Genomic DNA, 24,467 nt, shown 5'->3' on the forward strand with positions numbered 1-24,467 from the left:
CGCCTGGCGCCGCGCGCTCGCCTGGCGCCGCTCAGGGATCGGACCCCTTCGCCGCGGGCAGCGAGGCGTCCCGGGCCCAGTCGCTCCACGACCCCTCGTAGAGGATCGCGTCCGCCCGGCCGAGCGTCGCCAGCGCGAGCAGATCGTGGCAGGCGGTCACGCCCGAGCCGCAGTAGCAGACGACGGTGCTCGCCTCGAGCGCGCCGAGGTCGCGGTAGCGCCGCTCGAGCTCGGCGCGCTCGCGGAACGGCCCGGACGGCCCGCGGAGGTTCTCCGCGAACGGGGCGGAGCGCGCCCCGGGGATGTGGCCCGGGCGCGCGTCGACGGGCTCGGTCTGCCCTTCGTAGCGCTCGCGGGCGCGCGCATCGAGGATCGCCGCCGACGGCTCGCGGCGCAGCCGGTCGACGGCCGCCTTGTCGGCCACTGGGGCGCCGCCGCCGGCGAGCTGCATCGGCGGCGCCGGCGCGATCGCGGGCGCGTCGGTCGAGAGCGGGTGTCCCGCCGAGGTCCACGCCTGGAGGCCGCCGTCGAGCACGCGCCCGCCCGGATGGCCGAAGTAGCGCAGCAGCCACCAGAGCCTGGCCGCGATGGCGCCGCCCGCGTCGTCGTAGCCGACGACGAGCGAATCCGGCGCGACGCCGATCCGGGCGAGCACGCGCGCGAACGCCGCTGCGTCGGGCAGCGGGTGGCGCCCGGGGCCGGCCTGCGCCGGACCGGAGAGGTCGGCGTCGACGTCGAGGTGCACGGCGCCGGGGATGTGCCCGCGGGCGTACTCGTCGGCGCCGCGGCGGCCGCTGAGGTACCAGCGGCAGTCGACCACGCGGACGCGGGGATCGCCGGCGTGCGCTGCGAGCCAGGGGACATCGACGAGGGGGCCGGGGGGCACGGGGAGGGGGTCGCGCATGCGCGGCAGGGTAGCGCTGCGGGGCCGCCGGCGGGGCTCGCGATCGAGCGCCGCGAGGCGCATCGCCGGGTCGCGCTCGCCCGCGAGCCGGCCACATCCCGGCGCCGGCGATGCGCGGAGCCGCCGGCGTTACTGGCTCGCTTCCGCGAACATGTTCGTGTTGCCGGTCTGGTATGCGAATTCGAAGATTACCTGTTTGATCTTCCAGCCGCCTTCTTCCCGGATCAGCCCATAGCGGTAGTGCCCCGCGACCATCCAGTCCTCGCCGCCCGGCGCGCGCGCGAACCGGTGGTACGCGCGCACGTGGCACTCGGCGGAGGCCTCTTTCCCGCTCACCTCGACGTCGATGGGGCCGAGGAAGTGCTGCGAGGCATCGATGGCGCCGTGGAACTTCTTCCAGGACGCCAGCAGGTCGTCGGCCTTCTGTTCGAGGGCCTCGCCGCCGAGGATCGATGAGAAATCGTTCAACACGACATCCGCATAGAAGCCGCGGAGCTCGACCCAGCGCCGCCGGTCGAGGTTGTGAGCGACACGGGTAATGACGCTCCGGATCGCTCGCTCATCCTTCAGATCATCGGACATGGACGGGTCCTTTCGTCGGCAGGCCACGCTCCCCTCGTGCAGCTCGCACGGACCGCCCGGTCAGCCCGGATCGGCGGTCGTGGGGACGTGGCGGCGCGCGCATGGGGGTTCCTACGTCGTACCTCTGGCGGCGCGCCGGAATCAAGCTCGTTCGCGGCTCGTGACGGACACGAGCGCCCTTGCGGGCTAGCCTCAGAAGAGCTTGCCGTAACTGCCCGACAGGAGATAGCTCGCCTTCAGCATCAGTCCGACCTCGTGGGCCGCGCCCGGCCACGGCCCCCACGACGGCCGGTAGTACGGCAGGAGGTATCCCCACCAGCGCTCGTCGAGGAGGTCCATTGGATTCTTGATGGCGGTGGGCGGATAGAAGGGAATCGGCAGGCCCACGGAGACATGGAACGCCGTATCGCTCGCCCGGCCGTCGGGCGAGGCGTAGTTGCCCAGGCCGACGCCCGCGCCGAGGCTGACACCGAAATACACCCCGAGCTCGACGTAACCGTGGGCGAGTGTCCCGTCGGAGATCACGCCGCCCAGCGACGCCGAAACCACGGGATACGGCTGCAGCGTCAGCTCGAGCGGGAAAGCCGGCAGCCACTGCCCGGCAACCCACCGCGCCGCCGCTCCACCGCCAAAGGCGAGCCGCAGCGGAGGGTCGGCGGCGCGCGCGAGGCGCTCCCCGGCCGCGCACGGCGAGAGCAGCGCGGCGGCGACACAGACGCGGAGTGTTGCACGGACCCGCCTCGATCGTCGTCGTGAAGGAGCGAACATCGAGAGCATGAAAGCACGACATGCTCCCTGCCCGGCGCGGGACGTCACGCCTGACCGCCCTGCCCCCCACCCACGTGATCAGGCGGCCGAGGCAGCGCCGACGGCCGAGCGCCAACCCCGCCCGCTGCGTGCCTCGAGCGCGCGGTAGCCCCTTCGAGGCCACCGCCCGCGCGCCCGCCGCTTCCGTGCGATGCCGCCTGCCCGGCTCGCCCGCCCCGCCGCGCTCGCCTACAGTCCACCGGCGAGCGCGACCAGCCCCGAGCCCCACGGAGGCGACCCGTTGAGCCCCATCCTCTCCCTCTGCGACGGCTACCGACTCGATCTCTCCGACTACGCGCGCACCGGCCTGCGCGTCGGCATCTGGGCCTCGTCCGGGCGCGGCAAGAGCTTCGGCGTCGGGGTGTTCTGCGAGGAGCTGCTCGCGGCCGGCATCCCGGTGGTCGCGATCGATCCCGAGGGGGAGCTCCACACGCTGCGCGAGCGGTTCCGCGCGCTCGTCCTCGGCGGCGCCCACGCGGACCTGCCGCTCTCGTCCCGCGAGCGCGCGGCCGAGCTCGCGCTCGCGCGGGTGCTCGACGAAGGCCTCGGCCTCGTCGTCGACCTGTCCGATCAGCCGACGAGCCGCGCCCAGCAGGAGGCCGCGCTCCCGTTCCTCGAGCGGCTCTGGGCGCTCCTGTCCGAGCGCCGCGCGCCGGCGGCCGTCGTGGTCGAGGAGGTGCACCTCTTCGCCCCGCAATCGGGCGCGTCGCTCACCTCGGAGATCCTGCACCGCCTCGCCAAGCAGGGCCGCAAGCGCGGCGTCCTCCTCGTCGTCGCGAGCCAGCGCACGCAGGCCGTCTCGAAGGAGCTCATGAGCCAGCTCAACTTCCCGGCGATCGGCGGCTTCGAGATCGAGCGCGACTACGACGCGGTGAAGGCGCTCGTCGACGGCCACCCGTTCGAGGAGTTCCGCGCGCTCCCGGCCGGCGAGTTCTACCTGCCCGCCGCCGGGCGCTTCGAGCGCTGGCGCGCCCGCCACACCGCCCACGGCGGCGACGCGCCGAGCTGGACCGGCGAGGCCGGCGGCGCGCCGCGGATCGCCGACGCCGCGCTGAGCACGCTCATCGACGAGCTGCGCGAGGCGCTCGCGGGCGAGATCGCGCGCCCGCCTGCGCCGGATCCGAGCGCCGCGCTGCGGGCCGAGATCCGCCGCCTCAAGCAGCAGCTCGAGCAGGCCGACGAGGCGCGCAGGGCGGCCGAGGCCGAGGCCGAGCGGCTGCGCACGGCGCTGCAGGTCGCCGGCGTCGTCAAGGTGGTGATCCAGAACGAGATCGTGGCGCGCGCCAGCCAGAGCGACGGCGCGCGCCCGCAGGCGGCGCCCGCTCCCGGCGCGCCGCCAGCCCCGGCTCCCGGCGCGCTGGCCGCGCACGCCTCCGGCGCGCCGGCCGCGCACGCTCCCGGCGCGCTGGCCGCGCACGCCCCCGGCGCGCCGCGGAGCCACCTCCCAGCGTCGCCAGCGGCCCCGCTCGCGCCGGCGCCGGGCGGCGCGGCCGTGAAGGTCGTCGCGAGGCCCTCCTCGCCGTCGCTCCGGGATCTCGCGATGCCGCCCGCGGCGTTGCTCCAGGCGCGCGGCGTCCAGCGGATGGTGAGCGCCGCGAGGAGCCACGCGCGGCGGCGCTCGCCCCGCTCGGCGGCGCACGTCGCCCTGGCCGCGAAGCTGCTCGCCGGCGGCGCGGCGCTGACCGCGGAGGAGCTCGCCGCTCGCGGCGGCTCGCGCAGCCAGGTCGAGATCCGCCGCGCCGCGCGCGCGCTCGCCGCGCTCGCCCACACGGGCTTCGCCGCGGTCCAGGGCGGCCGTCACGCGCTGAACGAGGCGGCCGTGCTGCGCGCGCTCCAGATCGGCTGAGGGCGAACGGCGGCGGCTCAGCCCTCGCGGCCCCCCGCCGCGCCCGCAGCGCGCGAGGCGCCCCTGCCGGAATCACGGGATCGTGATGTCGACATAGTATCCGGCGCTCCCGCTCGGGACCGTCACGGCGCCGGAGCCGGCGGCGAACGTCCCGTCCGGCGTGAGGTTGGCCGGGTTCTGTCCCAGGGGGAGCGCCTGATACCACGTCAGCCGGGTGATCTCTCCGCCGCCCGTGGCGATCCGCAGCTGCACGTTACCGCTCTTGTAACGGAATCCGCCGCTCACCGGGTCGCTCGAGAACGACGTCCAGGAGGAGCTCACCGGCAGCTGAAACTGCTGCGAGCCGCTCTGCGCCGGCGGCGTGCCGCTGCCGTCCGTGTGGCTGAAGGTCACGCTCTTCTGGCCGAGGTACTGCAGGTTCGCCGTGCTCACATAAAAGTATTCCGTGCCCGCCTGGTAGGAGCCCACGCCGCTCCCTCCGATCGCGAGGGCTCGAAAGAATGGCTGGCCGTTCGAGAAGGTCGCTGTGTACAGCCGCCAAGGAGTCAACATGCCAGGGTCAAGCTGAGCTTCGCTGACCGAGTCGAGCTCCTCGTTCTCTGGTTGCTCCATCCCCTCGGCGACGACGCAGCCCGACGCCGTCAGCAAAACGAAGACCGCCGTCCCCAACCGCATCAACATTCTCTGCGCCTGCATATGAACCGCACCTTCCTATGTATTTTCATGCTCCGGATCCACGGCTCAGCCATGGCATTGCCGCTTTCCTGCATCTCCATCGCCCTGTGGCTCACGCCCGCGGGGCGCCAAGGCCTCCGACGGCGCGGCGCGACGAGGCTCCGCCATCCCGCCGCGAATCCAACAATGGTCTCCTTCGCGCGAGGCTCGCCGTTCGCGCAAAAGCAAACCATCATGCGAGCGCGGCATGACCTGCCGCGCGGCCGATGATACTGCGGTTTTCGCGTGGTGTTCGCCCAAAAAAATGGCGAAATCGTGCGATTCCTGAAAACCTAAAGAGGAGATCGGAAAGCTCCTGCGCGGGCTGCGCGCCAAGCGATTGACCGTGCGTCATGCACCGCCCGGTGAAGTCGAAGGGGACCGACGGAGCGCGCCGGTTCGCCACCGCCGCTTCGTTTCTGAGCGACGCGGCGCTAGCTAGCAGCTGGAAGCGAACATCAGGCGGATCGTCGCGATCGCCCCCAGCACGAACAGCCCCGCGAAGAAGATCGTCCGCTTGCGCCGCAGCTGCTCGGCGGTGAGCCCGCCGCTCTCGGGCGCCTCGTCCGGCGCGATCTCTCCGCTGCCGCGCGCCGCAGACACCCCGGCCAGGCTGCTCGCCCCCGCCGGCGCGCTCGCCGCGCTCGCCGCGCTCGCCTTGCCCGCCGCGCTCGCCGCCGCCGCCGCGCTCGCCGCGCTCGCCTTGCCCGCCGCGCTCGCCCCCGCCGGCGCGCTCGCCGCGCTCGCCTTGCCCGCCGCGCTCGCCCTGCCGGTCTTGTGCGCCGCCGCCGCGCCGCCCGAGGCCTCCGCCGCGGCGCGGCTCCGCTGGAGCTCGCCCTCCGGCGTCGTCGACGCCGCGAGCGCGCGCGGGCGCGGCGGCATGTCCTCCGGGCCGTCGAAGTCGAGGTACTGCACCGAGAGCGAGCCCACCGCGGCGCCGAGCGGACGCGGGGCGCCGCTCCTGCGGAGCGACGGCGCGCTCCGCCGCGCGTCGGGCGCCGACGGGCGGCCCGACGGCCGGTCCCCGGACGCAGCGACCGGCACGCCCGACTGCGCCCTCCCCAGGAGATCCGGCGAGCTCTGCCCCGGCCCGCTCGCCGGCGGGAGCGACGGCGACGCGTGGCAGCCGGCGCCGCTCAGCGAGCCCGTCCTCGCGATGTACGCCTCGACGTGCTCCTTCAGCTCGCTCCTGGCCTCGTCCTCGGCGCCGTGCCCCATCCCGCGGAGGACCTGCTCGAGCTCCTCGGCCAGCTTGCCCGCGCTCGCGATGCGCCGCTCGACGCGGAACTCGGTCGCCGCGTCGAGCGCGTCCGCGAGCGGCGCGCACAGGTCGGGCAGGAGCTCGCGCGCGCGCGGGATCGGCGTCGACGCGACGCGCATGATCAGCTGCGCCTGCGTGTCGGCCTTGCGCACCCGGCTGCCGAGCAGCGCCTCGAGGAGCGTGAGCCCCAGCGAGAACACGTCCGCGCGCCCGTCGAACGGCTCGCCGCGCGCGAGCTCCGGGGGCATGTACGGGAGCTTGCCCTTGAACATGGCGCCGTCGGCCTGCTCGCCCGCGAGGCCCGGGATCCGCGCGACCCCGAAGTCGGTCAGGCAAACGCGGCCATCCCGCGCGATCAAGATGTTGGAGGGCGAGACGTCGCGATGGACGACCGCGTAGCGCCGCCCGTCGGCCTCGCGCAGGCTGTGCACCGCCTCGAGCGCCCTCGCCATCTCCCGGCCGAGGTACGCCACCGCGCGCGGCGAGAGCGCGCCCACCTTCCTGAGCACGCGATCGACGGCGGGCCCGTCGATGTAGTCGAGCGCGAGGTACACGGAGCCCTCGACGTCCCCGAGCTCGATCAGCCGCACCACGTTCGGGTGATCGAGCCGCGCGATCACCTCCGCCTCGGCGAAGAACGACTCCCTCGCCGCGTCGCCGAGCTCGGGCCGCGGGGCCAGCCGCTTCAGCGCGACGCGGCGCCGGGAGCTCGGCGGCTGCTCCTGCTCGGCGAGCCACACCTCGCCCATGCCGCCCTTGCCCAGCATCCGGACGAGCCGGTACTTGCCCGCGAACAGCTCCGGCGGAGGATCGGACTCGGCATGCTTGCGACGCGGGCGTGAGGCGGGCATCTCGGTGTGCGGCGCGGGGCCTCGACGTTCGTCGAGGCTAGCCCTCCTGCGCTGGGTCGAGGGGGTGCAGGGAGCGCATGCCCGATCCTATCGCCGCGCGCGCGCCGCAGGAATCGTCGCGTCGATGCCCGGCGCGGATCCAGCCTGCGTGTACTGCGTCCCGGCTCACCCTCGATCGCGCCGGCCGCCCCGTCACTCCAGCGTCTGCTCCTCGCGGATCGGCTCCCGCATGGTCGTCGCCGGGAACCACTCGAAGAAGCGGTGGATGAGCTGCCGCCGCTCGGGCTCGATGTACTCGAACACCGCGCCCCGGTCGTTGATCTCCCAGAACTCGTTGCTCGTCACGGCCAGGAGCTCCGCGCGGATCGAGCGCAGCCGGTCGGGCCGCTCGTCGCGCATGTCGCGGTAGATCCGCCGCGCGAGCGCCTCCTCGCCCTTCTGCAGGTAGTACGTGGCGAGCTTGACCTGCGCCTTGCGGACGCCGCGGAGCGACGGCTCCTGCTGGTCGAGCTCGGCCTCCTTGTCCACCTCGAGGAAGAGCTGGAGCAGCTCGTCCCGGGCAGGTGCGTGGAGGTCGTACGCGCGCTCGTTGACCACGCAGAGGTCGAACGCGACGGTCTCGGTCAGGAACGCGAGCCCCATCGCGTGCGCCGTCTGCGCGTAGTACTTGAAATACCGAGCGATCTCGAGGACCTGATCCCCCCAGCCCGCCTTGAGCAGCTCCTCGGCGAGGTAGCGGTACTGGTTCAGGTTGTTGTAGGCCGCGGCGATGTCCTTCGCGTTGAGCGAGCGGCGCATGTAGGTGTTGAAGAACTTCACGACGACCGCGACGGCCGCGCGATCGCCCGCGGCGATGGCGGTCTGCCCGATGTAGCGCGTGTCGATCGCGATGCGCGTGATGAGGTCGGGCATCGCCGTGAGCGCCTCGCGGTAGACCATGAGGAACTGGCGGAGCGCCTTGTACTCGAGCCAGGTCCGCGTGGCCGAGAGCTTGCCGAGCGCCTCGGCGTTCATGCTCACGAAGTCGGCGTCCTTGGCGAGGCGGTCGCGGATCTGGAACCAGCGCGGATCGAGCGTCGCCTTGTGCGGCAGGTACGCGACGACGAGCTCCGACAGCGAGTCGACGGTCTTCGACGCGATGCCCTTGTCCTTCTGGTCGATCGCGTTGAGCGCCACGTCGGCGAGCTGCTCCAGCGACGAGAGCGCCGTCACCCGCCGCTCGTCGACCTCGCCGTCGCTCTCCTGATCCGCGGGGCGCAGCGCCTGCTCGATGCCGCTCCGCTTGATCCGCCCGACCACGTTGTCGGGCTCGACGAAGTCGAACACGTACAGGAAGTACGGCGCCATCATGAGCAGGCTCGCGGTGAGCAGCCCCATGGTGACGAGGACGCCGTACGTCGGGACGAAGGCGTGCTCGGTCGAGCCCTCGCCGACGCGGATCGAGAAGTTGACCCACAGCGAGAACACCGCGCTGACGACGAAGAAGCCCATCACGACCATGTTCGTCCGGTCGCGGAAGAACATCTCGGTGATCCGCGGCGTGTACCGGTTCGCGGCGAGCTGCACGATGATGGAGGCGACCGTGATGACGATGCCGAGAATGGCGGCGATGACCTCGCCGATGCCGCCCATGATGTGCTCGGCGTCGCTCGGCGACATGTGCAGCAGCACCTCCCGGATCGGGATGCGCTCGTTCCCGTGCCGCGCGATGTCGAGCAGGTAGACGACCGACAGGGTCGCCATGCTGACGCCGAGGAGATACGACATCGGCCGCAGCCAGATGCGGGCCAAGGCCGCGCCGCCGCGGCGCCTCCCCTCGTCGTCCCCTGCGGTCCGATCCGAGCTCATCACGTGACCGCCGCTCTCTCCACGCGCCTGCCCCCCACGAGCCTGCCCCAGGCGTTCGCCACGACAGGCGGCAGCCCGATTATTTCTTCTCCGGCGGGCTGTCGAGATCTTCAGCGAGGTAGCTGAGGATCACCTCGTCCAGCGACTTCTCGCTGATGAGATCGTCCCCGAAGATCGACGCGCCCTCCTGCGGCCGGTTGGTGGCGAAGATGCTGGCCGGGCGCGAGGCCGCGTAGCGGCCCGAGCCGGGGCTGCCCGCGAAGTGCTCGACCGCGACCGGGGCCGCGGGCGGCGGCGAGGGGTGCTCCGGGTGGACGTTGCTGTAGACGCCGGCGCCGGAGGCCGCGGACTCCGACCGCCGCCCGATCACCGACGCGGGCGGCGGCGGGAGGTCCTGGATCTGCTGGAAGAACGGAGTCTGCGCCTCGGCCGCGGCGCGCTCGAGGGCGTCGAGATCGAGATCGATGGACGGCTCGGACTTCTTGATCTCCGGGGGCGGGCGCACGGCCCTGCCGGTGAGCGGGCTGGCCGCGCGCGCGCCGCTGCCGAGCCCCTGGATCCCGACCGGATCGAGCTCGAGCCGCGGGCGCGCGCTGGCCGAAGCGGGCGCCGGCTCGGGCGCCGCGGCGCGCGCCGGCGGCGCGGCGGCGGGCGCGGGCGCCGGCCTCGCGGGCGGCGCGGCGGGCCTCGGCGGCGGCGTCGGCGCGGGGGCCGGCCTCGGGCGCGGCGCCGCCTCGGGCGCGAGGGGCGGCACGACGGGCGACGCGACCGGCGACGCGAGGGGCCGCGATGGCGGGGGCGGCTTCGGCGCGCTCGGGACCTCGGGCGACGACGGGGCCGGCGGCCGCGCGGCCTTGCTCGGCTCGGGGGCGGCGGGCGCCGCTGCCGCGGGGGCCGAGACGGGGGGCGCGGCGCTGTCGTCGAACAGGTAGTCGAAGTGGCCGTCGCGCAGGGCGATGAACATCGCCTTGTGCTGCTCCTTCATCATGCCGCGCACCGTCTCGGCGAGCGAGGCCTGGCCGACGTGCTCCGCGTACGACGTCTTCGTGGTCTTGAGGATGCGCCCGCCGTCGGCGAAGAGGTGCGTGATGATGTGCGGGTGGCGAATGCCCGAGTCCTCGGTCTGTATGTGGAACAACCGCCCCTTGTGCCGGACGTTGTTGTTGAAGCCGAGCAAGGGCGACGGGGCTTTCACGACAGGCAATCCGAGGTTGGGGAGGTGAGGAGATCGCGCCACCGGGGAGCGCTCGCCACGGCCGAGACTATCACAGCACGGCGCGCCAGGAACGATCCGCAACGTGCCCCCGTTCCTTCACGTGGGGGCGCATGTCGGAGCCGGTCGTCCGCTGGGCTGCTCCCTCGGGGCTCCGCCCCGCTCCGCAGCCGGGCGTCCGCTTCGCGGCCGCCGGCGTCGAGCGCGGCGCGCGCCGGCCGGATCAGGGCAGACAGCGCTCCAGGTCGTCCGCATTGCCCGCTTGCAGGGCGCACGCCACCTCCGCCTGGGTGAGGTCGGCCTCGCAGCGGACGAAGCCGCGCTCGCCGGCGGCCGCCCGCGCCATCGCCTTCCGTTCGGCCACCTCGGACACGGCGGGCTCAGGCGTGGCCGCGCGCAGCGCGAGCTCGACATAGCGGTCGAGGAGCGCGGCGCACGCCTCGGCGGTCGGGCGCGGCGAGAGGCGGCGGAGCGCGGCGCGCCCGGCGACGACCCCGACCACGAGCAGCACGATCGCCAGCGTCGCCAGCACGTCGGCGCGCGTCGCCGGCCGTGTCACTCCAGGCACCGATCGACCTGCTCCGGGGTGCTCGCCTGCCGGACGCACGCCATGGCGGCGTCCGTGATCCGCCGCCCGACGCACCGGTCGATGAGCTCCTTGCCGCGGGCGTCCCGCACCGCCGCCGTGCGCTCCTCGACGACCTTCGGGTCGACGACGTTCTGGGCCCGGAGCTCGATCTCCGCGCTCCGCTTGAAGATGGCCTCGCACTCGTCGCGGCTCGCCGGGTGCCCGCACCCGGCCGCGAGCGACGCGCCGCCGACCAGGGCCAGACACGACGCGAGCCAGAGGACCCGGTCGCGGCGCGGACAGCCGGCGACCGTGGAGACGGAACGCCGCCTCCGCAGAAGGGAAGTTGAGCCAGGGCGGCGACGCATGGCCGCGACGATGGCGCCACGCCCGGTGGGGCGCAACCAGGTCCAGCTCCCGGCCGGAACGCGGCCGGAAACCGACGCCCGCCGGCCCGGCGCCGGCCCTGGGCCCGCCGGAACGCTCTCCGGCCCGAGTCAAGATGGAAACCTCGCGTATTGCTGGAACGCGTGTGCAGGTCTGTTACGATTGCTTTCTGTGCGCAAGGCGAGCGAGCACGGTGACAGCGTGGACGGCGCTCGATCCGTCCGTACGGGCTCTGGGGGGCGCCGCACGAAATCGACGGCGAAAGCCGTTGCGGGCAGCGTCGTTGCGGGTGGCGGGGAGGACGCCGGGCGGGACGCTCCACGAGAGAAGCGGCCCAGCAATGCGCCGCGGCGGCGCGCGCCGGCGAAGACGCTGACGCCGGAGGAGATGCTGCGGCGGGCGCTGGGCGCGGAGACGCCGCGCTCCCGGGCGCTCTGGGCGCGGCGGGGCCTGTCGCTGCGGGGGCCGCTCGACCGGACGACGCAGGCGATGCTGCTGCGCCAGCTCTACCTCGCCTATTTCGAGACGCGCCGCTTCGAGCGGGCGGCCGAGGTGGCGGAGCAGGTCCTCTCCCTCGGCGTGCTGCGCGACGTCGCCCACCAGGACGCGGCGCGCGCGAAGCAGGCGCTCGGGGACATCGACGGGGCGGTGGGGCACCTCCGGCTGGCGGCGCGCACGGGGCCGGCGAGCCGGCGGGCGTTCCACTGGTGGACGCTGGGCAGCGTGTACCACCTGGCGCGCCGGTACGACGAGGCGATCGGCGCGCTCACCCGCGCGGCGCGCTGGGGCACGCGGGACAAGCCGCTCTACCAGGGGCACCTCGCCGTCGTGCAGTGCGAGAGCGGCAGGACGGTGGAGGGGCTCGGCGCGCTGATCGACCGGCTCTCGGAGGTGCCGGCGGGCCAGGGGTACGGCCGCTTCGTGCTCGGGCAGATGGCCTACTTCGACCGTCGCTGGGACGAGGCCAAGAAATACCTGGAAGCCTTCGTACAGCGGAGCACCTCGGGGAGGGCGGCGGTCGCGATCGCGCTCGGGGGGGAGATCGAGGCCGCGCGCCAGACGCTGGCGTCCCTCCCGAAGCGCTGATGCCGGCCTGAACGGACGGCCGCGCGCCGCACGGGGGCGATCGCTTTGCTATAGAACCTCCGTGATGACCGCTTCGACTCGTTTCAAGGGAAGCGCCGGCGCCGCCCCGGCGGTTGGTCGACGGGGCGCGGACGGCGCGGCCGGGGCGCTCGGGCGCGCGCTCGCGGCGCTCGCGGCGCTCTCGGTGCTCGCGTCCCCGGCGCTCGCCCTGGCCGCGGATCAGCCGGATCTGTTCACCCGCGGCCTCCAGGCGGGCCCGGTCTTCGCGGGGCTCGCCGCGCTCGCGGGCGGCCTGCTCACGTGCCTCACGCCCTGCGTGTACCCGATGATCGCGATCACCGTGAGCATCTTCGGGGCGCGGGAGGCGAAGTCGCGGCGCGAGGCGATGCTGCTCTCGACGAGCTTCGTGCTCGGGATCGTCGTGCTCTTCACGACGATGCTCGTGGTCGCGGCGCTCACGGGCAGCCTGTTCGGCAGCGTGCTCTCGAACCGGTGGGTCATCGTCGGCATCGCGGGGGTGTTCATCGCGATGTCGCTCTCCATGTTCGGCGCGTTCGACATGGCGCTGCCCGAGCCGCTGATGCAGCGGCTCTCGCAGGTCGGCGGCATCGGCTACGGCGGCGCGTTCCTGCTCGGGCTGGTGAGCGGCCTGGTCGCGGCGCCGTGCACCGGGCCCGTCCTCACCGGCATCATCCTCTGGATCGGGAAGACCCAGAGCATCGGCCTCGGGGCGCTCGTCGGCGCCACCTTCGCGCTCGGGCTCGGCCTGCCGTTCTGGCTCGTCGGCGCGTTCGCGGTCGCGCTGCCGAAGGGGGGCAAGTGGATGCTCGGCGTGAAGTCGTTCTTCGGGATCGTGATGCTGGTCGTCGCGCTGTATTTCCTGAAGACGACGTTCCCGGCGCTGTCGTCGCTCGCGCAGCCCACGCCGCAGTTCATGGCGGTCATGGCCGGGCTGGTCGTGGTCGGCCTCCTGCTCGGCGCGGTGCACCTGTCCTGGGACGACGGCGGCGCCGGGGTGAAGGCCCGCAAGGGGCTCGGGATCGCGCTCACGGTGACCTCCGGCTTCCTGCTCGTCGCGAGCCTGGATCTGCCGAGGCTCGCCTCGCCCGTGCCGTCGGCGGTGGCCGGCGAGGCCGCGCCGCGGCAGCTCACGTGGCTGCACCAGGAGCCGGTGGCCGTCTCGAAGGCGAAGGCGGAGAAGCGCCCGCTGCTCGTCGACTTCACCGCCGAGTGGTGCGGCGCCTGCAAGCAGCTCGACAAGGACACCTTCTCGGATCCGCGCGTCATGGCCAAGGCCGCGCACTTCGTCGCGGTGAAGGTCGATGCTACGGACGACGAGGATCCGCAGGTCGACGCGGTGAAGGGCAAGTACAAGGTCGTCGGCCTGCCCACGGTGGTGATCTACGACTCCACCGGGGCCGAGCGGAAGCGCTTCAACGACTTCGTCGGCCCGGACGTGTTCCTGGCGGCGCTCGAGGGCATCGAGTAGCGGCGCGCCACCGCCCATGCGCCCTTCCCTGCTCGCCGCCCTCGCGCTCTGCTTCCTGATCCTCGCCGGCTGCGGCGGCGCTCCGCGACCGCTCACCGGGACCGTGGTGATCGGGCTGACGAGCGAGCTGCGCGCCGGCGTCGAGATCGATCGGCTGCGCATGGTCCTGCGCGCCGGCGGCGAGGTGCTCCGCGACGACGTGATGACGCACAGGAGCGGGCAGCTGTTCTTCCCGAGGGAGCTCTTCTTCCGCGATCTCGAGGACGGGACGGCGGTGGAGATCTCCCTGGAGGCGTTCGGGCCGGAGGACGCGGAGCGGCCGGTGCTCGTCCGCGCCGCGTCGACGCGGGTGATCGGCGGCCGCGAGCTGCTGCTGCGCGTGCGCCTCGAGCAGGAGTGCGCCGTCGCGCCCGGGGATCCCACGTGCCCGGCGCCGCAGACCTGCGTGGCCGGCGGCTGCAGCGCCCCCGACGTGGATCCCCGGCGGCTCGAGCCGTACAGCGCCTCGTGGAGCGTGGACGCCGTGCCGGACGCCTGCAAGCCGGCCGGCGGGGGCGAGCCGGTCGTCGTCGTCGGCGAGGGGCAGGCCGACTACTTCGCGCTCGAGGATCTCGACGAGGTCCAGGTGGAGGCCGGACCGCAGGGCGGCTACCACATCTTCGTCGCCATCCGGCTCAAGAACCTCCGGCAGTCCGGCTCGATCACGGTCGTGAACGGCGCCGTGCCCGAGCTCGGGTACACGGTCGAGCCGCTCCGGGTCATCTTCACCCTGGACCAGGACGAGGGCGGCTTCTGCAAGCTGGCCGGGCTGCGGTTCCGGCTCGACGGGGAGCGGACGATCGACGAGCTGCTCGGGAAGGTCGTCGACGTCGAGGTGACCGTCACGGACGCCGACGGGGACACCGGGACCGGCAGGCGCAAGGTGACGCTCTCGCGGACCATCCTGTAGCGCGCGGCCTCACTCGCGCGCGGCGCGCCAGCGCGCCATCCGGCCGCCGGTGAGCAGGTCGAGGGACGCCTCGGCCTCGAGCGCCGCGAGCGTGGCGGCGCGGCGCTCCTCGGGGCTCCGGCCCGGATCGGCCGAGAGCGCGACGGCGCGCTGCCAGGCGAAGAGCAGCTCGAGCACGCGCGCCGTGAGCTTCGCCTGCAGCTCGGCGCGCTCGCGGCGGAGGCGCTCCAGGGCGATCTCCTCGTCGGCGAAGACCAGGCGATCGAGCCGCCAGGTCGCGCGCGCCTCGAGCCAGAGGCTCGTGCCGCCGGAGGCCGTCCTCCGCGCCGGATCGTACTCGGTGGGGGCCAGGTTCTCCGCCTCGTCGACGAGGCGCGAGACGCGGAGCCGGAGCTCGGGGAGCAGCGACGACGTCCGGGCGCGCGACGCGATGGCGTCGATGCGCGCCTCGGGATCGAGCAGGCGCGACTGCCGCAGCGCCGCCTCGACGATCGCGCGGGCCATCGCCGGCGTGACCCGGACCGGCAGCGGGAGCGGCGGCTCGGCCTCGGCCGGCGGCGGCGGCGCGGGAGGTGTCGCGGGAGGCGCCTCCGCGGGATCGGGCGCCGGCGCCGCGCGGGGCAGGCTCGGAGGCGCGGGCTTCAGCCGCGGCGCCTCGGGTTCGGCGACGGCGGAGGGAGGGGGCACGCCAGGGCGATCGGAGAGCCGCTCCAGGGGGATGCTGGCGAGCAGCATGCCGCTGAGGGAGCGCTCGCCGCCTTCGAGCCGCGCGAGCCCGAGCTGGAGCGAGACCCAGAGCGGCTGCGCGCGCCCGGGGGACGGAGCCCAGAGCTCGTGGGGCGCGGCGTCGAGGCGGTCCACGCGCGGGTCGAGCGCGGTCGGCTCATCGTCGAAGGGGAGCTCGGCGCGCGCCTCGGGCGCGGAGAGGGCGCAGGCGAGCGCGCCGAGGAGGGAGAGAACGGGGGTGGCGGGGGATCGGTGGTTCGGTTGCACGCGAGCTGGGTCGACCGCCGCGCGCCGCCAGTTGCGTGAACGGGGCGTCCGGCTCGCTCAGCGGCTCCCCGAGGGCGGGCGCGCCGCGGTGGCGAAGCTCCGCCACAGCTCGGTTCCGCCGCCAGGGGGCCGAGATCGCTCGGCGCCGCCGCGCAGCTCGCTCGCGCCGCCGCGCAGCTCGCTCGCGCCGCCGCGCAGCTCGCTCGCGCCGCCGCGCAGCTCGCTCGCGCCGCCGAGGGATCGAGACCGCTCGGCGCCGGCGCGCCGGAAGGCCTCGCTGGCGTGGGGCTGGCCGACGGGCCCCGGCCAGGCGCTCTCGCCGCCTCCCCGGAGCAGGTCGCTCGACCCGCCGCGGGTCGCCGCGATCGCCTGCGCGAGCGCCTCCGCGGTCGGCACCGTCCCCGAGGGGAAGCGCGGCGGCCCCTCGCTCGGCGGCTCGCGGGTCGCCGCGACCGCCCGCGCGAGCGCCTCCGCGGGCGGCGCCGCGCCCGAGGGGAAGCGCGGCGGCCCCTCGCCCGGCGAGGCGAGCGCTGGTCCTGGGGCGATCGCCGCGCCGGGGTCGGGCGAGACCGCGTCGGCCGCGGGGGTGCCGAGCGGGGTTGGTGCGATGGCTCCGGGAGCGGCGTCGCTGCTCGCTGCCGGCGCGGCGGCTTCCGCCGCGATGTCGCGGGCCGGGGGGGGCGCGGCAGCGATGGCCACATCGGTGCCGGCGACGGGCGCGGCCTCGGCCGCCCCGGGTTGCGCGGCGCTGCTCGCGGCCGGCGCGCTCGGGGCCGGCGGAGGTGCGATCACGGAGCCCGCGCCCACAGCGTACGCCGGGGCGACGCTCTCCCCAGCCTGACCGCTCGCCCCCGGGGTGGGCAGGGACGCTGCTTCCGCGCCGAGCGCGCCGGACGCCACGGACGGCGCATCGCCGCCGGCGCCTTCGAGGTGCGGTTGCGCGTCGCGCGTCGGTCCGGCGGGGCTGTCCGCCGGGACCTCGTCCTTCAGCGCCGCCTGCGCGGAAGCGTCGGGCTCCGGCGTGGGCGACCTTTGCACGAGCGGCAACGCGCGCGGCGCAGCGACCTCGAGGCCCACCGCGAAGGGCTCGAACCTGTCGCCGTCGAGCCAGCCCGTGCACATCCGGAGGTGCGAGCCGGCCGGGATGTCGCGCACGAACATGTCGCCGAAGAGCGCGTCGATCGCGAGATCCCGCTGCTCGACCACCGGCCTCTCCCAGCTCGGGAGCACCGCGACCACGCGGATCACGAGCTGCCCTCCCGGGCGGCGCGCGCGCGCCCGCGCGAGCGTCCGGGGGCGCACTTCCCAGTAGACGTAGAGCGTCTCCGGATCGACCGCGAGGCCGACGACCTCGTCGAGGTCGTACCGCGCCGGGGGCTCCGCGCGCTCGTCCTGCAAGGCCGCAGCGAGGCCCGGCGCCGCTCCCGCGACGACGCGCTCCGCGATGGCCTCCGGCGCCGGAGCGTCCGCGGGAGAGGGATCTCGCGGCGGCTGCGCGGGCTCGATGTCGGCAGCCGCGGGAACGGGCTCGGGCCGACGATCCTGCTCGCCCGCGATGGGGGCCTCGGGCTGCTCGCTCGGTCCGGTGTCCTTCGCGGTCTCTGCACCGGTGTCCGTCGCTCCCTCTGCACCGGCGTCCGTCGCATCCGCGGCCTCGACGCCCGTCTCCTTCGCATCCGCGGCCTCGACGCCCGTCTCCTTCGCATCCGTGGCCTCGACGCCGGTCTCCTTCGCATCCGCGGCTTCGGCCTCAGCCTCCTTCGCATTCGCGCTCTCGGCCCCCGCCTCCGCCTCCGCCTCCGCGCTTTCGGCCTCCGCCTCCGCGCTTTCGGCCCCCGCCTCCTCCGCGTCCGCCTCCTCCGCGTCCTCTTCCTCCGCCGCCGCAGCCCCCACCCCCGCGCCTTGCGCCGCCGCCCCCTCGCCCTGCGCGCGCTGCGCCTGCTCGATCAGCCGCTCCCGGAGCCGCCGCGCGTCCTCGTGCTGCGGCTCGCGCTCGAGGATCTCGTCCAGCACGGCGATCGCCCGGTCCGTGTGCCCCTGCGACGCGTAGATCTCGGCGAGCGTCGTCGTCGCCCGCGGCGGCGGCGGGGGCGGCGGCCACTGCTCGGGCGGGGCCTCGCCGCGCAGCGCGCGCGCGGTCTCCGGCATGTGCAGGCCGCGCTCGACCACGCGCGACAGCAGATCGCGCGCCCGCCCGAGGAAGCCGCGCAGCCGGGCCCGCTCCGGCTCCCCCTGCGCGGTGCGCGCCAGGATCTCGTCGACGAGCTCGGCCTTCGTGAGCACGCGCGGCCGCGGCACCCCGAGGCCCTCGGCGCGCGCTATCAGCTCCTCCCGCGTCAGCCCGTCGAGCTCCCGGCGCTCCATCGCCGTGGACGCTACCACATCCGCCGCGCGCCCACCGGCGCGCGGCCGCTCAGCGAAAGGCGCCCTCCGCCGCCGGATCCGGGGCGAGCGGCGCGAGCCGCGCGCGCGCCGCCTCGGCGTCGCGCGCGATCTGCGCCTTGAGCTCCGGCAGGCCCGAGAACCGCCGCTCCTCGCGCAGCCGGGCGACGAGGTGCACCCGCAGCGCCGCGCCGTAGAGATCCTCGTCGACGTCGAACAGGTGCACCTCGAGGTTCGGCCGCGCCTGCTTCGACGGCTCGACCGTCGGGCGCACGCCGAGGTTCGCCACGCCGCGGGCGAGCGCGATCGCGCGGCCCGACGGCGTCACCCGATCGACGAGCGTCGCGTACACGCCGAACGGCGGGAGCGCCTCCTCGAGCTCGTCGAGGTTGCAGGTGGGGAAGCCGATGGTCCGGCCCCGCTTGGCCCCCTGCGCGACCACGCCGGACAGCATGTGCGGGCGCGACAGCATCTGCTCGGCCGCATCGAGATCCCCGCGCGCGATCGCGGCGCGGACGCGGGTGCTCGACCACGCCCCCTCGGCGTCGCCCACGAGCGGGTGCGACCGCGTCTCGAAGCCGAGATCCTCGCCGAGGCGCCCGAGCGTCGTGAAGTCCCCGGCGCGCCCGTGGCCGAACCGGAAGTTCGCGCCGACCAGGACGACGCGCGCGGCGAGCCGATCGAGCAGCACGCGCCGCACGAACTCCTCCGGCGTCTGCGCCGCGAACGCGCGATCGAACGTCACCACGTCCACCCGGATCGCCGGCTGCACGCGCCGGATGAGCTCGATCTTGCGCGGCAGCGCCGTCAGCGTCGGCGGCGGGGTCCGGCCAAGGACGCTCGCCGGATGCGGCGCGAACGTGAGCGCCACGGGCGAGAGCCCCCGCCGCTCCGCGTCGAGCGCCGCGTCGGCGAGCAGCGCCTGGTGCCCCCGGTGGACGCCGTCGAAGTTGCCGATGATGACGAGGCTGCCCCGCGGCCCGACCGCGGCGCCCCCGCCCTGCCCGCCAGCGGCGGCAGCAAAATACTCCACAGACGCTACCTAACCCGAAGCAGCGCCGAACGAAAAGCCGGTGGGCAAGCCAGGGCCAGGGGGAGCCGCCCGGCACGATACGCATGTACAGCCAAGCGTCCGATGTACAGAGCCGCTTGACGGCCCCATGTCCGGCTGATAGAGCCGCGCTCCCCTAAATGGGCTGGAGGCGCGCCGTGTTTAAGAGAGTCAGTATCTTCTCCGGCAACGCCAATTTCGCACTCACCCAGGAAATCTGTCAGGTCCTCGAGCAACCCATGGGGAAGTCGCGCGTGTCGCGCTTCTCCGACGGGGAGACGTTCTGCGTCATCCAGGAGAACGTCCGGGGCGTCGACACCTACGTTGTGCAGCCTACCTGCTCGCCGGTGAACGACAGCGTGATGGAGCTCCTGATCATGGTCGACGCGCTCCGCCGCGCCTCGGCCGGCTCGATCACGGCGGTCATCCCCTACTACGGCTATGCCCGGCAGGACCGGAAGGTCGCGCCGAGGACGCCGATCACGTCGAAGCTGGTCGCCGACCTCATCGTCGCCGCCGGGGTGAACCGGATCGTCGCGCTCGACCTGCACGCCGGGCAGATCCAGGGCTTCTTCAACATCCCGTTCGACCACCTGTTCGCGATGCCGGCGCTGCTCGACCATCACCTCCGCGAGCACTACGGCAAGGACGTGGTCATCGTCTCGCCGGACGCCGGCGGCGTCGAGCGGGCCCGCGCCTACTCGAAGCGCCTCCAGGGCACGCTGGCGATCATCGACAAGCGCCGCGAGCGGGCGAACGAGAGCGAGGTCATGAACATCATCGGCGAGGTGGCCGGCAAGCACTGCCTCATCCTCGACGACCTCATCGACACCGCCGGCACCCTGGTGAACGCCGCCAACGCCCTGATGAAGCAGGGCGCCAAGAGCGTCGCCGCCTGCGCCACGCACCCGGTCCTGTCCGGCCCGGCCGTCGAGCGCATCAAGGACTCCCCCCTCACCGAGGTCGTCGTGACGAACTCGATCCCGCTCTCGGACGAGGCGAGGGCGTCCGGTAAGTTCAAGGTCGTCTCGGTGGCGCGGCTGCTCGCCGAGGCGATCCGCCGCATCCATCACTCGGACTCGGTGAGCTCGCTCTTCGTCTGACCGGCGGCGCGCGTCCGGCGGAACCGGCGGAACCTTGCGCAACCTCGCGAAAGGGACCCCGGTGGCGCAGGTCGCCCGCGCTCCCGCACAAAACGCCGCTGCCCGGCGACGAAGGCTCGACTTTCCGTTTCACGTTCTGCTATAGCGCCGCACCCTACGCCGGAGTGGCCCGCGCACCGCGGGCCTCCGGATCACTTCTGGAGCCGTCGTCATGGAGATCATCAAGCTCAACGCCACGAGGCGCGAGGAGAGCGGCAAGAGCGCGTCGAGCCGCCTGCGCCGCGCCGGACAGATTCCCGCCATCGCCTACGGGCGCGAGCTCGCGCCGCTGTCGGTCGCCGTCTCGCCGAAGGCGCTCCTTCAGGTGCTCGGCTCCGACCACGGCAAGAACTCCGTGGTCGAGCTCGCCATCGAGAACGGCGAGACGCTCACCGTCATGGTGCGCGACTACGACTACCACCCGATCTCCCGGGAGCTCGTCCACGCCGACTTCATCCAGGTGAAGCTCGACCAGCCCGTCGACGTGCACATCCCCTTCCGCACCGTGGGCAAGCCGAAGGGCGTGGTCACCGGCGGCGTGCTCCAGCAGATCTTCCGCACGATCCCGGTGCGCTGCCTGCCCGAGAAGATCCCGTCGTTCATCGAGATCGATGTGACCGAGCTCGACATGGGCGAGTCGTACAAGGCGAGCGGGCTGAAGCTGCCCGAGGGCGTGAAGGCCCTGCTCGCCGACGACCAGACGATCGCGGTCGTCAACGCGCCCGAGAAGGCGGGCGCCGAGGAAGAGGCGAAGCCCGCTGCCGGCGCGCCTGCCGCCGCGGCCGCTGCGCCTGCCGGTGGCGCGGCTGCCCCCGCCAAGGGCGGCGCCGCCCCCGCGGGCGACAAGAAGGACAAGAAGTAGCCCCGGACCGGGCGCGGGCCGCCCCTCGCCTCGGCCCCCCGAGGCGCGCGCGGCCCGCCCCGCCCTGCGCCGCGCCCCCGCGCATCGCAGCCCGCCCCTGTCCCAAGGATTCCAGGGATCCAGCAGAACCCGCTCGCCATGCTGCTCGTGGTCGGCCTGGGAAATCCGGGCAAGGAATACGCCGCTCACCGGCACAACGTCGGCTTCATGGCCATCGACGCGCTGGCCGACGAGGTCCGGGCCGATCCGTTCCGCGAGAAGTTCTCGGGCGTGCACGCGAAGGCGGAGATCGCCGGGCAGCCGGCGATCCTGCTCAAGCCGATGACCTACATGAACGAGTCGGGCCGCAGCGTTCAGCCGGCGATGGCCTTCTTCAAGGTCGCGCCGTCCTCGCTGGTCGTGCTGCACGACGAGCTCGACCTGCCGTTCGGCACGGTTCGCCTGAAGGTCGGCGGCGGGCACGCGGGGCACAACGGGCTGCGCTCGATCGTCGCGCACTGCGGGACGGGCAACTTCGGGCGCGTCCGCCTCGGGATCGGGCGGCCGCCGCCGGGCTACCGCGGCGAGGTCGCGGGCTACGTGCTGTCGGGGTTCGACGCGGTCGAGCGCGCGAGCCTGCCCGACTGCTTGAAGCAAGCTGTCCAAAGTGTGCTAGAAGTCGCCGCCCGCGGCTTCGACGCCGCGATGAACGTTCGAAACACCCGGCCCAAGCCGGGCAAGAGGCAAAAGGGCGAAGGGGACGGGCCGACAGACCCGGCCCCTGCGGCGAAGGGAGAGAGGGGTCCCCTCCCCCCGACGCAGAAGCCCTGATCCTCGACGGAGACAGGTCGTCGAGCCCGCGCTCGCGCCGCTCGGCAACCTGCTCCTTTCCTCGCTCCGGGGCGTCGCCCCGGGGCCACAGGCCGAGAGGGAAGACCGAAGAATGAGCCGACAGGTAACGGCGCCCGGGCGCGCCAAAGAGTACGAAACCATTTACATCCTGCGACCCGACATCGACGCCGACGGCGCCGAGCGGATCGGGACGCGCCTCGCCGAGGTCGTGACCCGCGAGGCCGGTCGCCTGACCAAGGTCGAGACGTGGGGGCGCCGCCGCCTCGCGTACGACATCGCCAAGCACCGCCGCGGCGTCTACGTGTACCTGAAGTACCTCGGGGGCGGGAAGGTCGTCTCCGAGGTCGAGCGCAACCTGCGCCTCGCCGACGGCGTGCTGAAGTACCAGACGGTGCTCGTGCGCAACGACGTCGAGGTCCAGGGCCTCACGGTCGCCGACGAGGACGTGAAGTTCGAGCGCCTCGAGCTCGCGCCGATCGAGGACGACCGCGACGACTCGCGCGAGCGGCAGCTCGGCCTGATCGAGCCGGAGCGCCGCGTCGACCGGAGCTCCGAGGCGGCCCCGGCGGGCGACCTCGACGACGCTGAAGAGGGCGAGGCGGAAGGCGCCGCCGACGAGGAGGAGAGCTGACCATGAACGGCCGCAACAACGACATGGGCCGCAACGGCGGCGCTGACTACGACGATCGCGACTTCGGGCGCACGCCCGACCTGAACGCGGACGCCCCCGGGCGCCGCCGCACGGGCCGGAAGCGCGTCTGCCGCTACTGCGCGGACAAGGCGCTGGTCATCGACTACAAGGACCCGCAGGCGCTCAAGTACTTCATCTCGGAGCGCGGCAAGGTCGTCCCGCGCCGCATCAGCGGCAACTGCGCGCGCCACCAGCGCAAGGTGACGCTCTCGATCAAGCGCGCGCGCAACATCGCGCTCTTGCCGTTCACCGTGACGGCGTAGGAGGTCGATCATGGCAACCCACATCCATGTGGTCCTCACGGAGGACCTCCACAACGTCGGCAAGAGCGGCGAGCTCGTGAAGGTTCGCCCCGGCTTCGCGCGCAACTACCTCATCCCGCGCGGCCTCGCGGTGGGCGCCACCGCCGAGAACGTGTCCCGCATCGAGCACGAGAAGCGGGTCGCCGAGTCGCGCGCCGCGAAGACGCGCTCCGAGGCGGAGCAGCTCGCGGCCAAGCTGAACCAGGTGAAGCTGACCATCAGCCGCCCGGTCGGCGAGGGCGACAAGCTGTACGGCTCGGTCACGGCGCGCGACGTCGAAGAGGCGCTCGCTGCGCAGGGCTTCAGCGTCGACCGGCGCCGCATCGAGAGCGACACGATCAAGACGCTCGGCGCGCACACCGTGACGATCCGCCTCGCCCCGTCCATCACGGCGTCGGTCGAGGTCACGGTCGCCGCGAAGTAGCGTCCCGGAAGCGCGGCTCGCCCGCGCTTCCACCTCGTCCGCCACGCGCGGCTCGCCCGCGGTCCGTCCGCGCGCTCGCCTCCTCAGCCGCGCTTCCGCCTCACCCACGCCCGCGCGACGTCGTGCCCCCGCGCCACCGCGCGCAGCATGAGCGCCGGATCGGCCCACCGCGCTCGGGCCTCCCAGGCGAGGCTCGCCAGCATCCCGGCGCAGAACGCGTCACCCGCGCCCGTCGGATCGAGCGGCCGCACCGGGCGCGGCGCGACCGCGCGCTCGCCCTCGGGGCCGAGCACGAGCGTCGCCCGCGCGCCGTCCGTGACGACCAGCGTCGCCTCGGGCCGGAGCCGCTCGCGGAGCGCGCGCGCCGTCGTCCCCAGCACCTCGAGATCGCCGGTGCTGCACTTCACGAGATCCGCCTGCGCGAACAGCCGGAAGCAGCCGCGCACGCCGTCGCCGGTTCCCGCGCCCGCCCCCGCGGGCCCCGCCGCGCGCCCGGCGCGCGGCCACATCCGCGGGCGCGCGTTGACGTCGATCGAGACCGCGCACCCCTCGCGTCGGGCGCCCGCGGCCGCCCGCGCGATCGCGCCGATCGCCCCGCGCACCGGCGCGATCCCGGTGAAATGTACGACCCGGGTCTGCCATCGCGCAGGCAGCGCCGCGGCGAGCTCGCGCGCCTCGAGCTCGCCCTGCCGGTAGCCGGCGAAGCGCGCCTCGCCCCGCGCGATCGCCACGAGCATGAGGCCGGTCCGCGCCGCGCCCAGCGCGAGCCGCCCCACATCGACGCCGGCCGCAGCGACCTCGTCCCTGAGCCCGCGCCCCAGGGCGTCGTCGCCCAGCGCAGCGCACACCCCCGACGGGACGCCCAGCCGGGCGAGCGCCATCGCGGTGTTCACCGCCCCGCCCCCCGGTACGCGGCGCAGCAATTTTGCCTGCTCGAGCGGAATGCCCTCCGGCGTGTAGAGGTCCCACAGCGCTTCACCCACGCAGATCACCTCGGTGGGTTCAATCCTTGTTTGACGCGTTTTGTGATCCACAATGGCGGCTCCCCGCGACGGCGCATGCCCGGGGGCGAAGCGTCATCGCAGCTGAGTCAAGCGGGAAAGGAAATGGCGATGAGACCGGCGTTGCTCAATTTCCATACCTCGCCGCCGCCCGCGGCGCCTCGCCGCGCCGCATCCCCGCGGCGCGGCGAGCCCCCGCGTCGCGGCGCGACCGAGCGCCCCTCGAACGTGGAACCTGCATTGAGATGCCCACCGCACGAACGCTCACTGCAATGCAAACACA

23 protein-coding genes are annotated in these 24,467 nt (G+C 73.9%); 10 read left to right on the top strand and 13 right to left on the bottom strand.

Going from position 1 to position 24,467, the window contains the following annotated elements; genetic code table 11:
- Positions 1-31 precede the first annotated feature (31 nt).
- The 3 genes from WME83_RS40445 to WME83_RS40455 all read right to left on the bottom strand — a co-directional run bounded on the left by WME83_RS40445 (position 32) and on the right by WME83_RS40455 (position 2,263).
- Positions 32-904: a sulfurtransferase gene (locus tag WME83_RS40445; protein WP_437315052.1), complete on the bottom strand. Its 873-nt coding sequence runs from the start codon at positions 902-904 to the stop codon at positions 32-34.
- 129 nt (positions 905-1,033) lie between these two features.
- The gene (locus WME83_RS40450; protein ID WP_437315053.1) at positions 1,034-1,486 is read right to left on the bottom strand and encodes a nuclear transport factor 2 family protein; all 453 of its coding nucleotides are present in this window, start codon (positions 1,484-1,486) and stop codon (positions 1,034-1,036) included.
- Between the two features lie 192 nt (positions 1,487-1,678).
- Positions 1,679-2,263, bottom strand: coding sequence for a hypothetical protein (locus tag WME83_RS40455; RefSeq protein WP_437315054.1), 585 nt, complete (start codon positions 2,261-2,263; stop codon positions 1,679-1,681).
- Positions 2,264-2,534: 271 nt separating this feature from the next.
- Here WME83_RS40455 and WME83_RS40460 point away from each other — a divergent pair, with 271 nt between their 5' ends.
- Complete coding sequence (locus WME83_RS40460; protein WP_437315055.1) at positions 2,535-4,139, top strand: helicase HerA domain-containing protein; 1,605 nt, start codon at positions 2,535-2,537, stop codon at positions 4,137-4,139.
- 72 nt (positions 4,140-4,211) lie between these two features.
- Here WME83_RS40460 and WME83_RS40465 read toward each other — a convergent pair whose 3' ends face one another.
- The 6 genes from WME83_RS40465 to WME83_RS40490 all read right to left on the bottom strand — a co-directional run bounded on the left by WME83_RS40465 (position 4,212) and on the right by WME83_RS40490 (position 10,962).
- Positions 4,212-4,820 (bottom strand): hypothetical protein, encoded by a 609-nt coding sequence (locus tag WME83_RS40465; RefSeq protein ID WP_437315056.1) that lies wholly within the window; start codon positions 4,818-4,820, stop codon positions 4,212-4,214.
- A 471-nt stretch (positions 4,821-5,291) separates the two neighbouring features.
- A complete protein-coding gene (locus WME83_RS40470) occupies positions 5,292-6,965 on the bottom strand; it encodes a protein kinase domain-containing protein (protein ID WP_437315057.1) in 1,674 nt (557 codons plus the stop codon).
- A 192-nt stretch (positions 6,966-7,157) separates the two neighbouring features.
- Positions 7,158-8,813 (bottom strand): DUF2254 family protein, encoded by a 1,656-nt coding sequence (locus WME83_RS40475; protein ID WP_437315058.1) that lies wholly within the window; start codon positions 8,811-8,813, stop codon positions 7,158-7,160.
- Between the two features lie 79 nt (positions 8,814-8,892).
- Positions 8,893-10,008 carry a hypothetical protein gene (locus WME83_RS40480; RefSeq protein WP_437315059.1) on the bottom strand — a complete coding sequence of 372 codons (1,116 nt, stop codon included), beginning with the start codon at positions 10,006-10,008 and terminating at the stop codon, positions 8,893-8,895.
- A 241-nt stretch (positions 10,009-10,249) separates the two neighbouring features.
- A complete protein-coding gene (locus WME83_RS40485) occupies positions 10,250-10,594 on the bottom strand; it encodes a hypothetical protein (protein ID WP_437315060.1) in 345 nt (114 codons plus the stop codon).
- Positions 10,582-10,962 (bottom strand): hypothetical protein, encoded by a 381-nt coding sequence (locus WME83_RS40490; RefSeq protein WP_437315061.1) that lies wholly within the window; start codon positions 10,960-10,962, stop codon positions 10,582-10,584. Before WME83_RS40490 ends, WME83_RS40485 begins: the two co-directional genes overlap by 13 nt.
- A 406-nt stretch (positions 10,963-11,368) precedes the next feature.
- On the opposite strand from WME83_RS40490, the gene WME83_RS40495 reads away from it, so the two are divergent.
- From WME83_RS40495 to WME83_RS40505, 3 genes are all read left to right on the top strand, one after another.
- A complete protein-coding gene (locus WME83_RS40495) occupies positions 11,369-12,067 on the top strand; it encodes a tetratricopeptide repeat protein (RefSeq protein WP_437315062.1) in 699 nt (232 codons plus the stop codon).
- A 64-nt stretch (positions 12,068-12,131) separates the two neighbouring features.
- Complete coding sequence (locus WME83_RS40500; RefSeq protein ID WP_437315063.1) at positions 12,132-13,556, top strand: protein-disulfide reductase DsbD family protein; 1,425 nt, start codon at positions 12,132-12,134, stop codon at positions 13,554-13,556.
- A gap of 16 nt (positions 13,557-13,572) precedes the next feature.
- A complete protein-coding gene (locus WME83_RS40505) occupies positions 13,573-14,505 on the top strand; it encodes a hypothetical protein (protein ID WP_437315064.1) in 933 nt (310 codons plus the stop codon).
- Between the two features lie 9 nt (positions 14,506-14,514).
- Here the strand turns inward: WME83_RS40505 and WME83_RS40510 are convergent, their stop codons facing one another.
- From WME83_RS40510 to ribF, 3 genes are read right to left on the bottom strand one after another with little or no spacing between them, the layout of a single operon-like run.
- On the bottom strand, positions 14,515-15,498 hold the full coding sequence (locus tag WME83_RS40510; protein WP_437315065.1) for a hypothetical protein: 984 nt from the start codon (positions 15,496-15,498) through the stop codon (positions 14,515-14,517).
- 57 nt (positions 15,499-15,555) lie between these two features.
- Entirely contained in the window at positions 15,556-17,880 is a 2,325-nt protein-coding gene (locus WME83_RS40515) for a DUF4912 domain-containing protein (RefSeq protein ID WP_437315066.1), read from the bottom strand.
- A gap of 31 nt (positions 17,881-17,911) precedes the next feature.
- Entirely contained in the window at positions 17,912-18,913 is a 1,002-nt protein-coding gene (gene ribF / locus WME83_RS40520; RefSeq protein WP_437315067.1) for a riboflavin biosynthesis protein RibF, read from the bottom strand.
- 158 nt (positions 18,914-19,071) lie between these two features.
- On the opposite strand from ribF, the gene WME83_RS40525 reads away from it, so the two are divergent.
- The 6 genes from WME83_RS40525 (at position 19,072) to rplI (ending at position 23,183) form a co-directional block, all read left to right on the top strand.
- A complete protein-coding gene (locus WME83_RS40525; protein WP_437315068.1) occupies positions 19,072-20,034 on the top strand; it encodes a ribose-phosphate pyrophosphokinase in 963 nt (320 codons plus the stop codon).
- A gap of 211 nt (positions 20,035-20,245) precedes the next feature.
- Positions 20,246-20,935 (top strand): 50S ribosomal protein L25/general stress protein Ctc, encoded by a 690-nt coding sequence (locus tag WME83_RS40530; protein ID WP_437315069.1) that lies wholly within the window; start codon positions 20,246-20,248, stop codon positions 20,933-20,935.
- A 138-nt stretch (positions 20,936-21,073) separates the two neighbouring features.
- Entirely contained in the window at positions 21,074-21,745 is a 672-nt protein-coding gene (gene pth, locus WME83_RS40535; RefSeq protein ID WP_437315070.1) for an aminoacyl-tRNA hydrolase, read from the top strand.
- A gap of 112 nt (positions 21,746-21,857) precedes the next feature.
- Complete coding sequence (rpsF, locus tag WME83_RS40540; RefSeq protein WP_437315071.1) at positions 21,858-22,397, top strand: 30S ribosomal protein S6; 540 nt, start codon at positions 21,858-21,860, stop codon at positions 22,395-22,397.
- A gap of 2 nt (positions 22,398-22,399) precedes the next feature.
- On the top strand, positions 22,400-22,720 hold the full coding sequence (rpsR, locus tag WME83_RS40545; protein ID WP_012239546.1) for a 30S ribosomal protein S18: 321 nt from the start codon (positions 22,400-22,402) through the stop codon (positions 22,718-22,720).
- Positions 22,721-22,730: 10 nt separating this feature from the next.
- Positions 22,731-23,183 (top strand): 50S ribosomal protein L9, encoded by a 453-nt coding sequence (rplI, locus tag WME83_RS40550; protein WP_437315072.1) that lies wholly within the window; start codon positions 22,731-22,733, stop codon positions 23,181-23,183.
- Between the two features lie 83 nt (positions 23,184-23,266).
- Here rplI and WME83_RS40555 read toward each other — a convergent pair whose 3' ends face one another.
- Positions 23,267-24,217 (bottom strand): PfkB family carbohydrate kinase, encoded by a 951-nt coding sequence (locus tag WME83_RS40555; protein ID WP_437315073.1) that lies wholly within the window; start codon positions 24,215-24,217, stop codon positions 23,267-23,269.
- Between the last annotated feature and the right edge of the window lie 250 nt (positions 24,218-24,467).

Source organism: Sorangium sp. So ce385 (genome assembly GCF_051474135.1).
In the GTDB taxonomy this organism is placed as follows: domain Bacteria; phylum Myxococcota_A; class Polyangia; order Polyangiales; family Polyangiaceae; genus Sorangium; species Sorangium cellulosum_D.

Coding starts and splice junctions, on each gene's coding strand:
- WME83_RS40455 (WP_437315054.1), bottom strand. CDS start 2,263: ATGCTCTCGATGTTCGCTCCTTCACGACGACGATCGAGGCGGGTCCGT.
- rplI (WP_437315072.1), top strand. CDS start 22,731: ATGGCAACCCACATCCATGTGGTCCTCACGGAGGACCTCCACAACGTC.
- WME83_RS40495 (WP_437315062.1), top strand. CDS start 11,369: ATGCTGCGGCGGGCGCTGGGCGCGGAGACGCCGCGCTCCCGGGCGCTC.
- WME83_RS40505 (WP_437315064.1), top strand. CDS start 13,573: ATGCGCCCTTCCCTGCTCGCCGCCCTCGCGCTCTGCTTCCTGATCCTC.
- WME83_RS40530 (WP_437315069.1), top strand. CDS start 20,246: ATGGAGATCATCAAGCTCAACGCCACGAGGCGCGAGGAGAGCGGCAAG.
- WME83_RS40475 (WP_437315058.1), bottom strand. CDS start 8,813: ATGAGCTCGGATCGGACCGCAGGGGACGACGAGGGGAGGCGCCGCGGC.
- pth (WP_437315070.1), top strand. CDS start 21,074: ATGCTGCTCGTGGTCGGCCTGGGAAATCCGGGCAAGGAATACGCCGCT.
- rpsR (WP_012239546.1), top strand. CDS start 22,400: ATGAACGGCCGCAACAACGACATGGGCCGCAACGGCGGCGCTGACTAC.
- WME83_RS40465 (WP_437315056.1), bottom strand. CDS start 4,820: ATGTTGATGCGGTTGGGGACGGCGGTCTTCGTTTTGCTGACGGCGTCG.
- WME83_RS40450 (WP_437315053.1), bottom strand. CDS start 1,486: ATGTCCGATGATCTGAAGGATGAGCGAGCGATCCGGAGCGTCATTACC.
- WME83_RS40490 (WP_437315061.1), bottom strand. CDS start 10,962: ATGCGTCGCCGCCCTGGCTCAACTTCCCTTCTGCGGAGGCGGCGTTCC.
- WME83_RS40445 (WP_437315052.1), bottom strand. CDS start 904: ATGCGCGACCCCCTCCCCGTGCCCCCCGGCCCCCTCGTCGATGTCCCC.
- rpsF (WP_437315071.1), top strand. CDS start 21,858: ATGAGCCGACAGGTAACGGCGCCCGGGCGCGCCAAAGAGTACGAAACC.
- WME83_RS40525 (WP_437315068.1), top strand. CDS start 19,072: ATGGGCTGGAGGCGCGCCGTGTTTAAGAGAGTCAGTATCTTCTCCGGC.
- WME83_RS40500 (WP_437315063.1), top strand. CDS start 12,132: ATGACCGCTTCGACTCGTTTCAAGGGAAGCGCCGGCGCCGCCCCGGCG.
- WME83_RS40470 (WP_437315057.1), bottom strand. CDS start 6,965: ATGCCCGCCTCACGCCCGCGTCGCAAGCATGCCGAGTCCGATCCTCCG.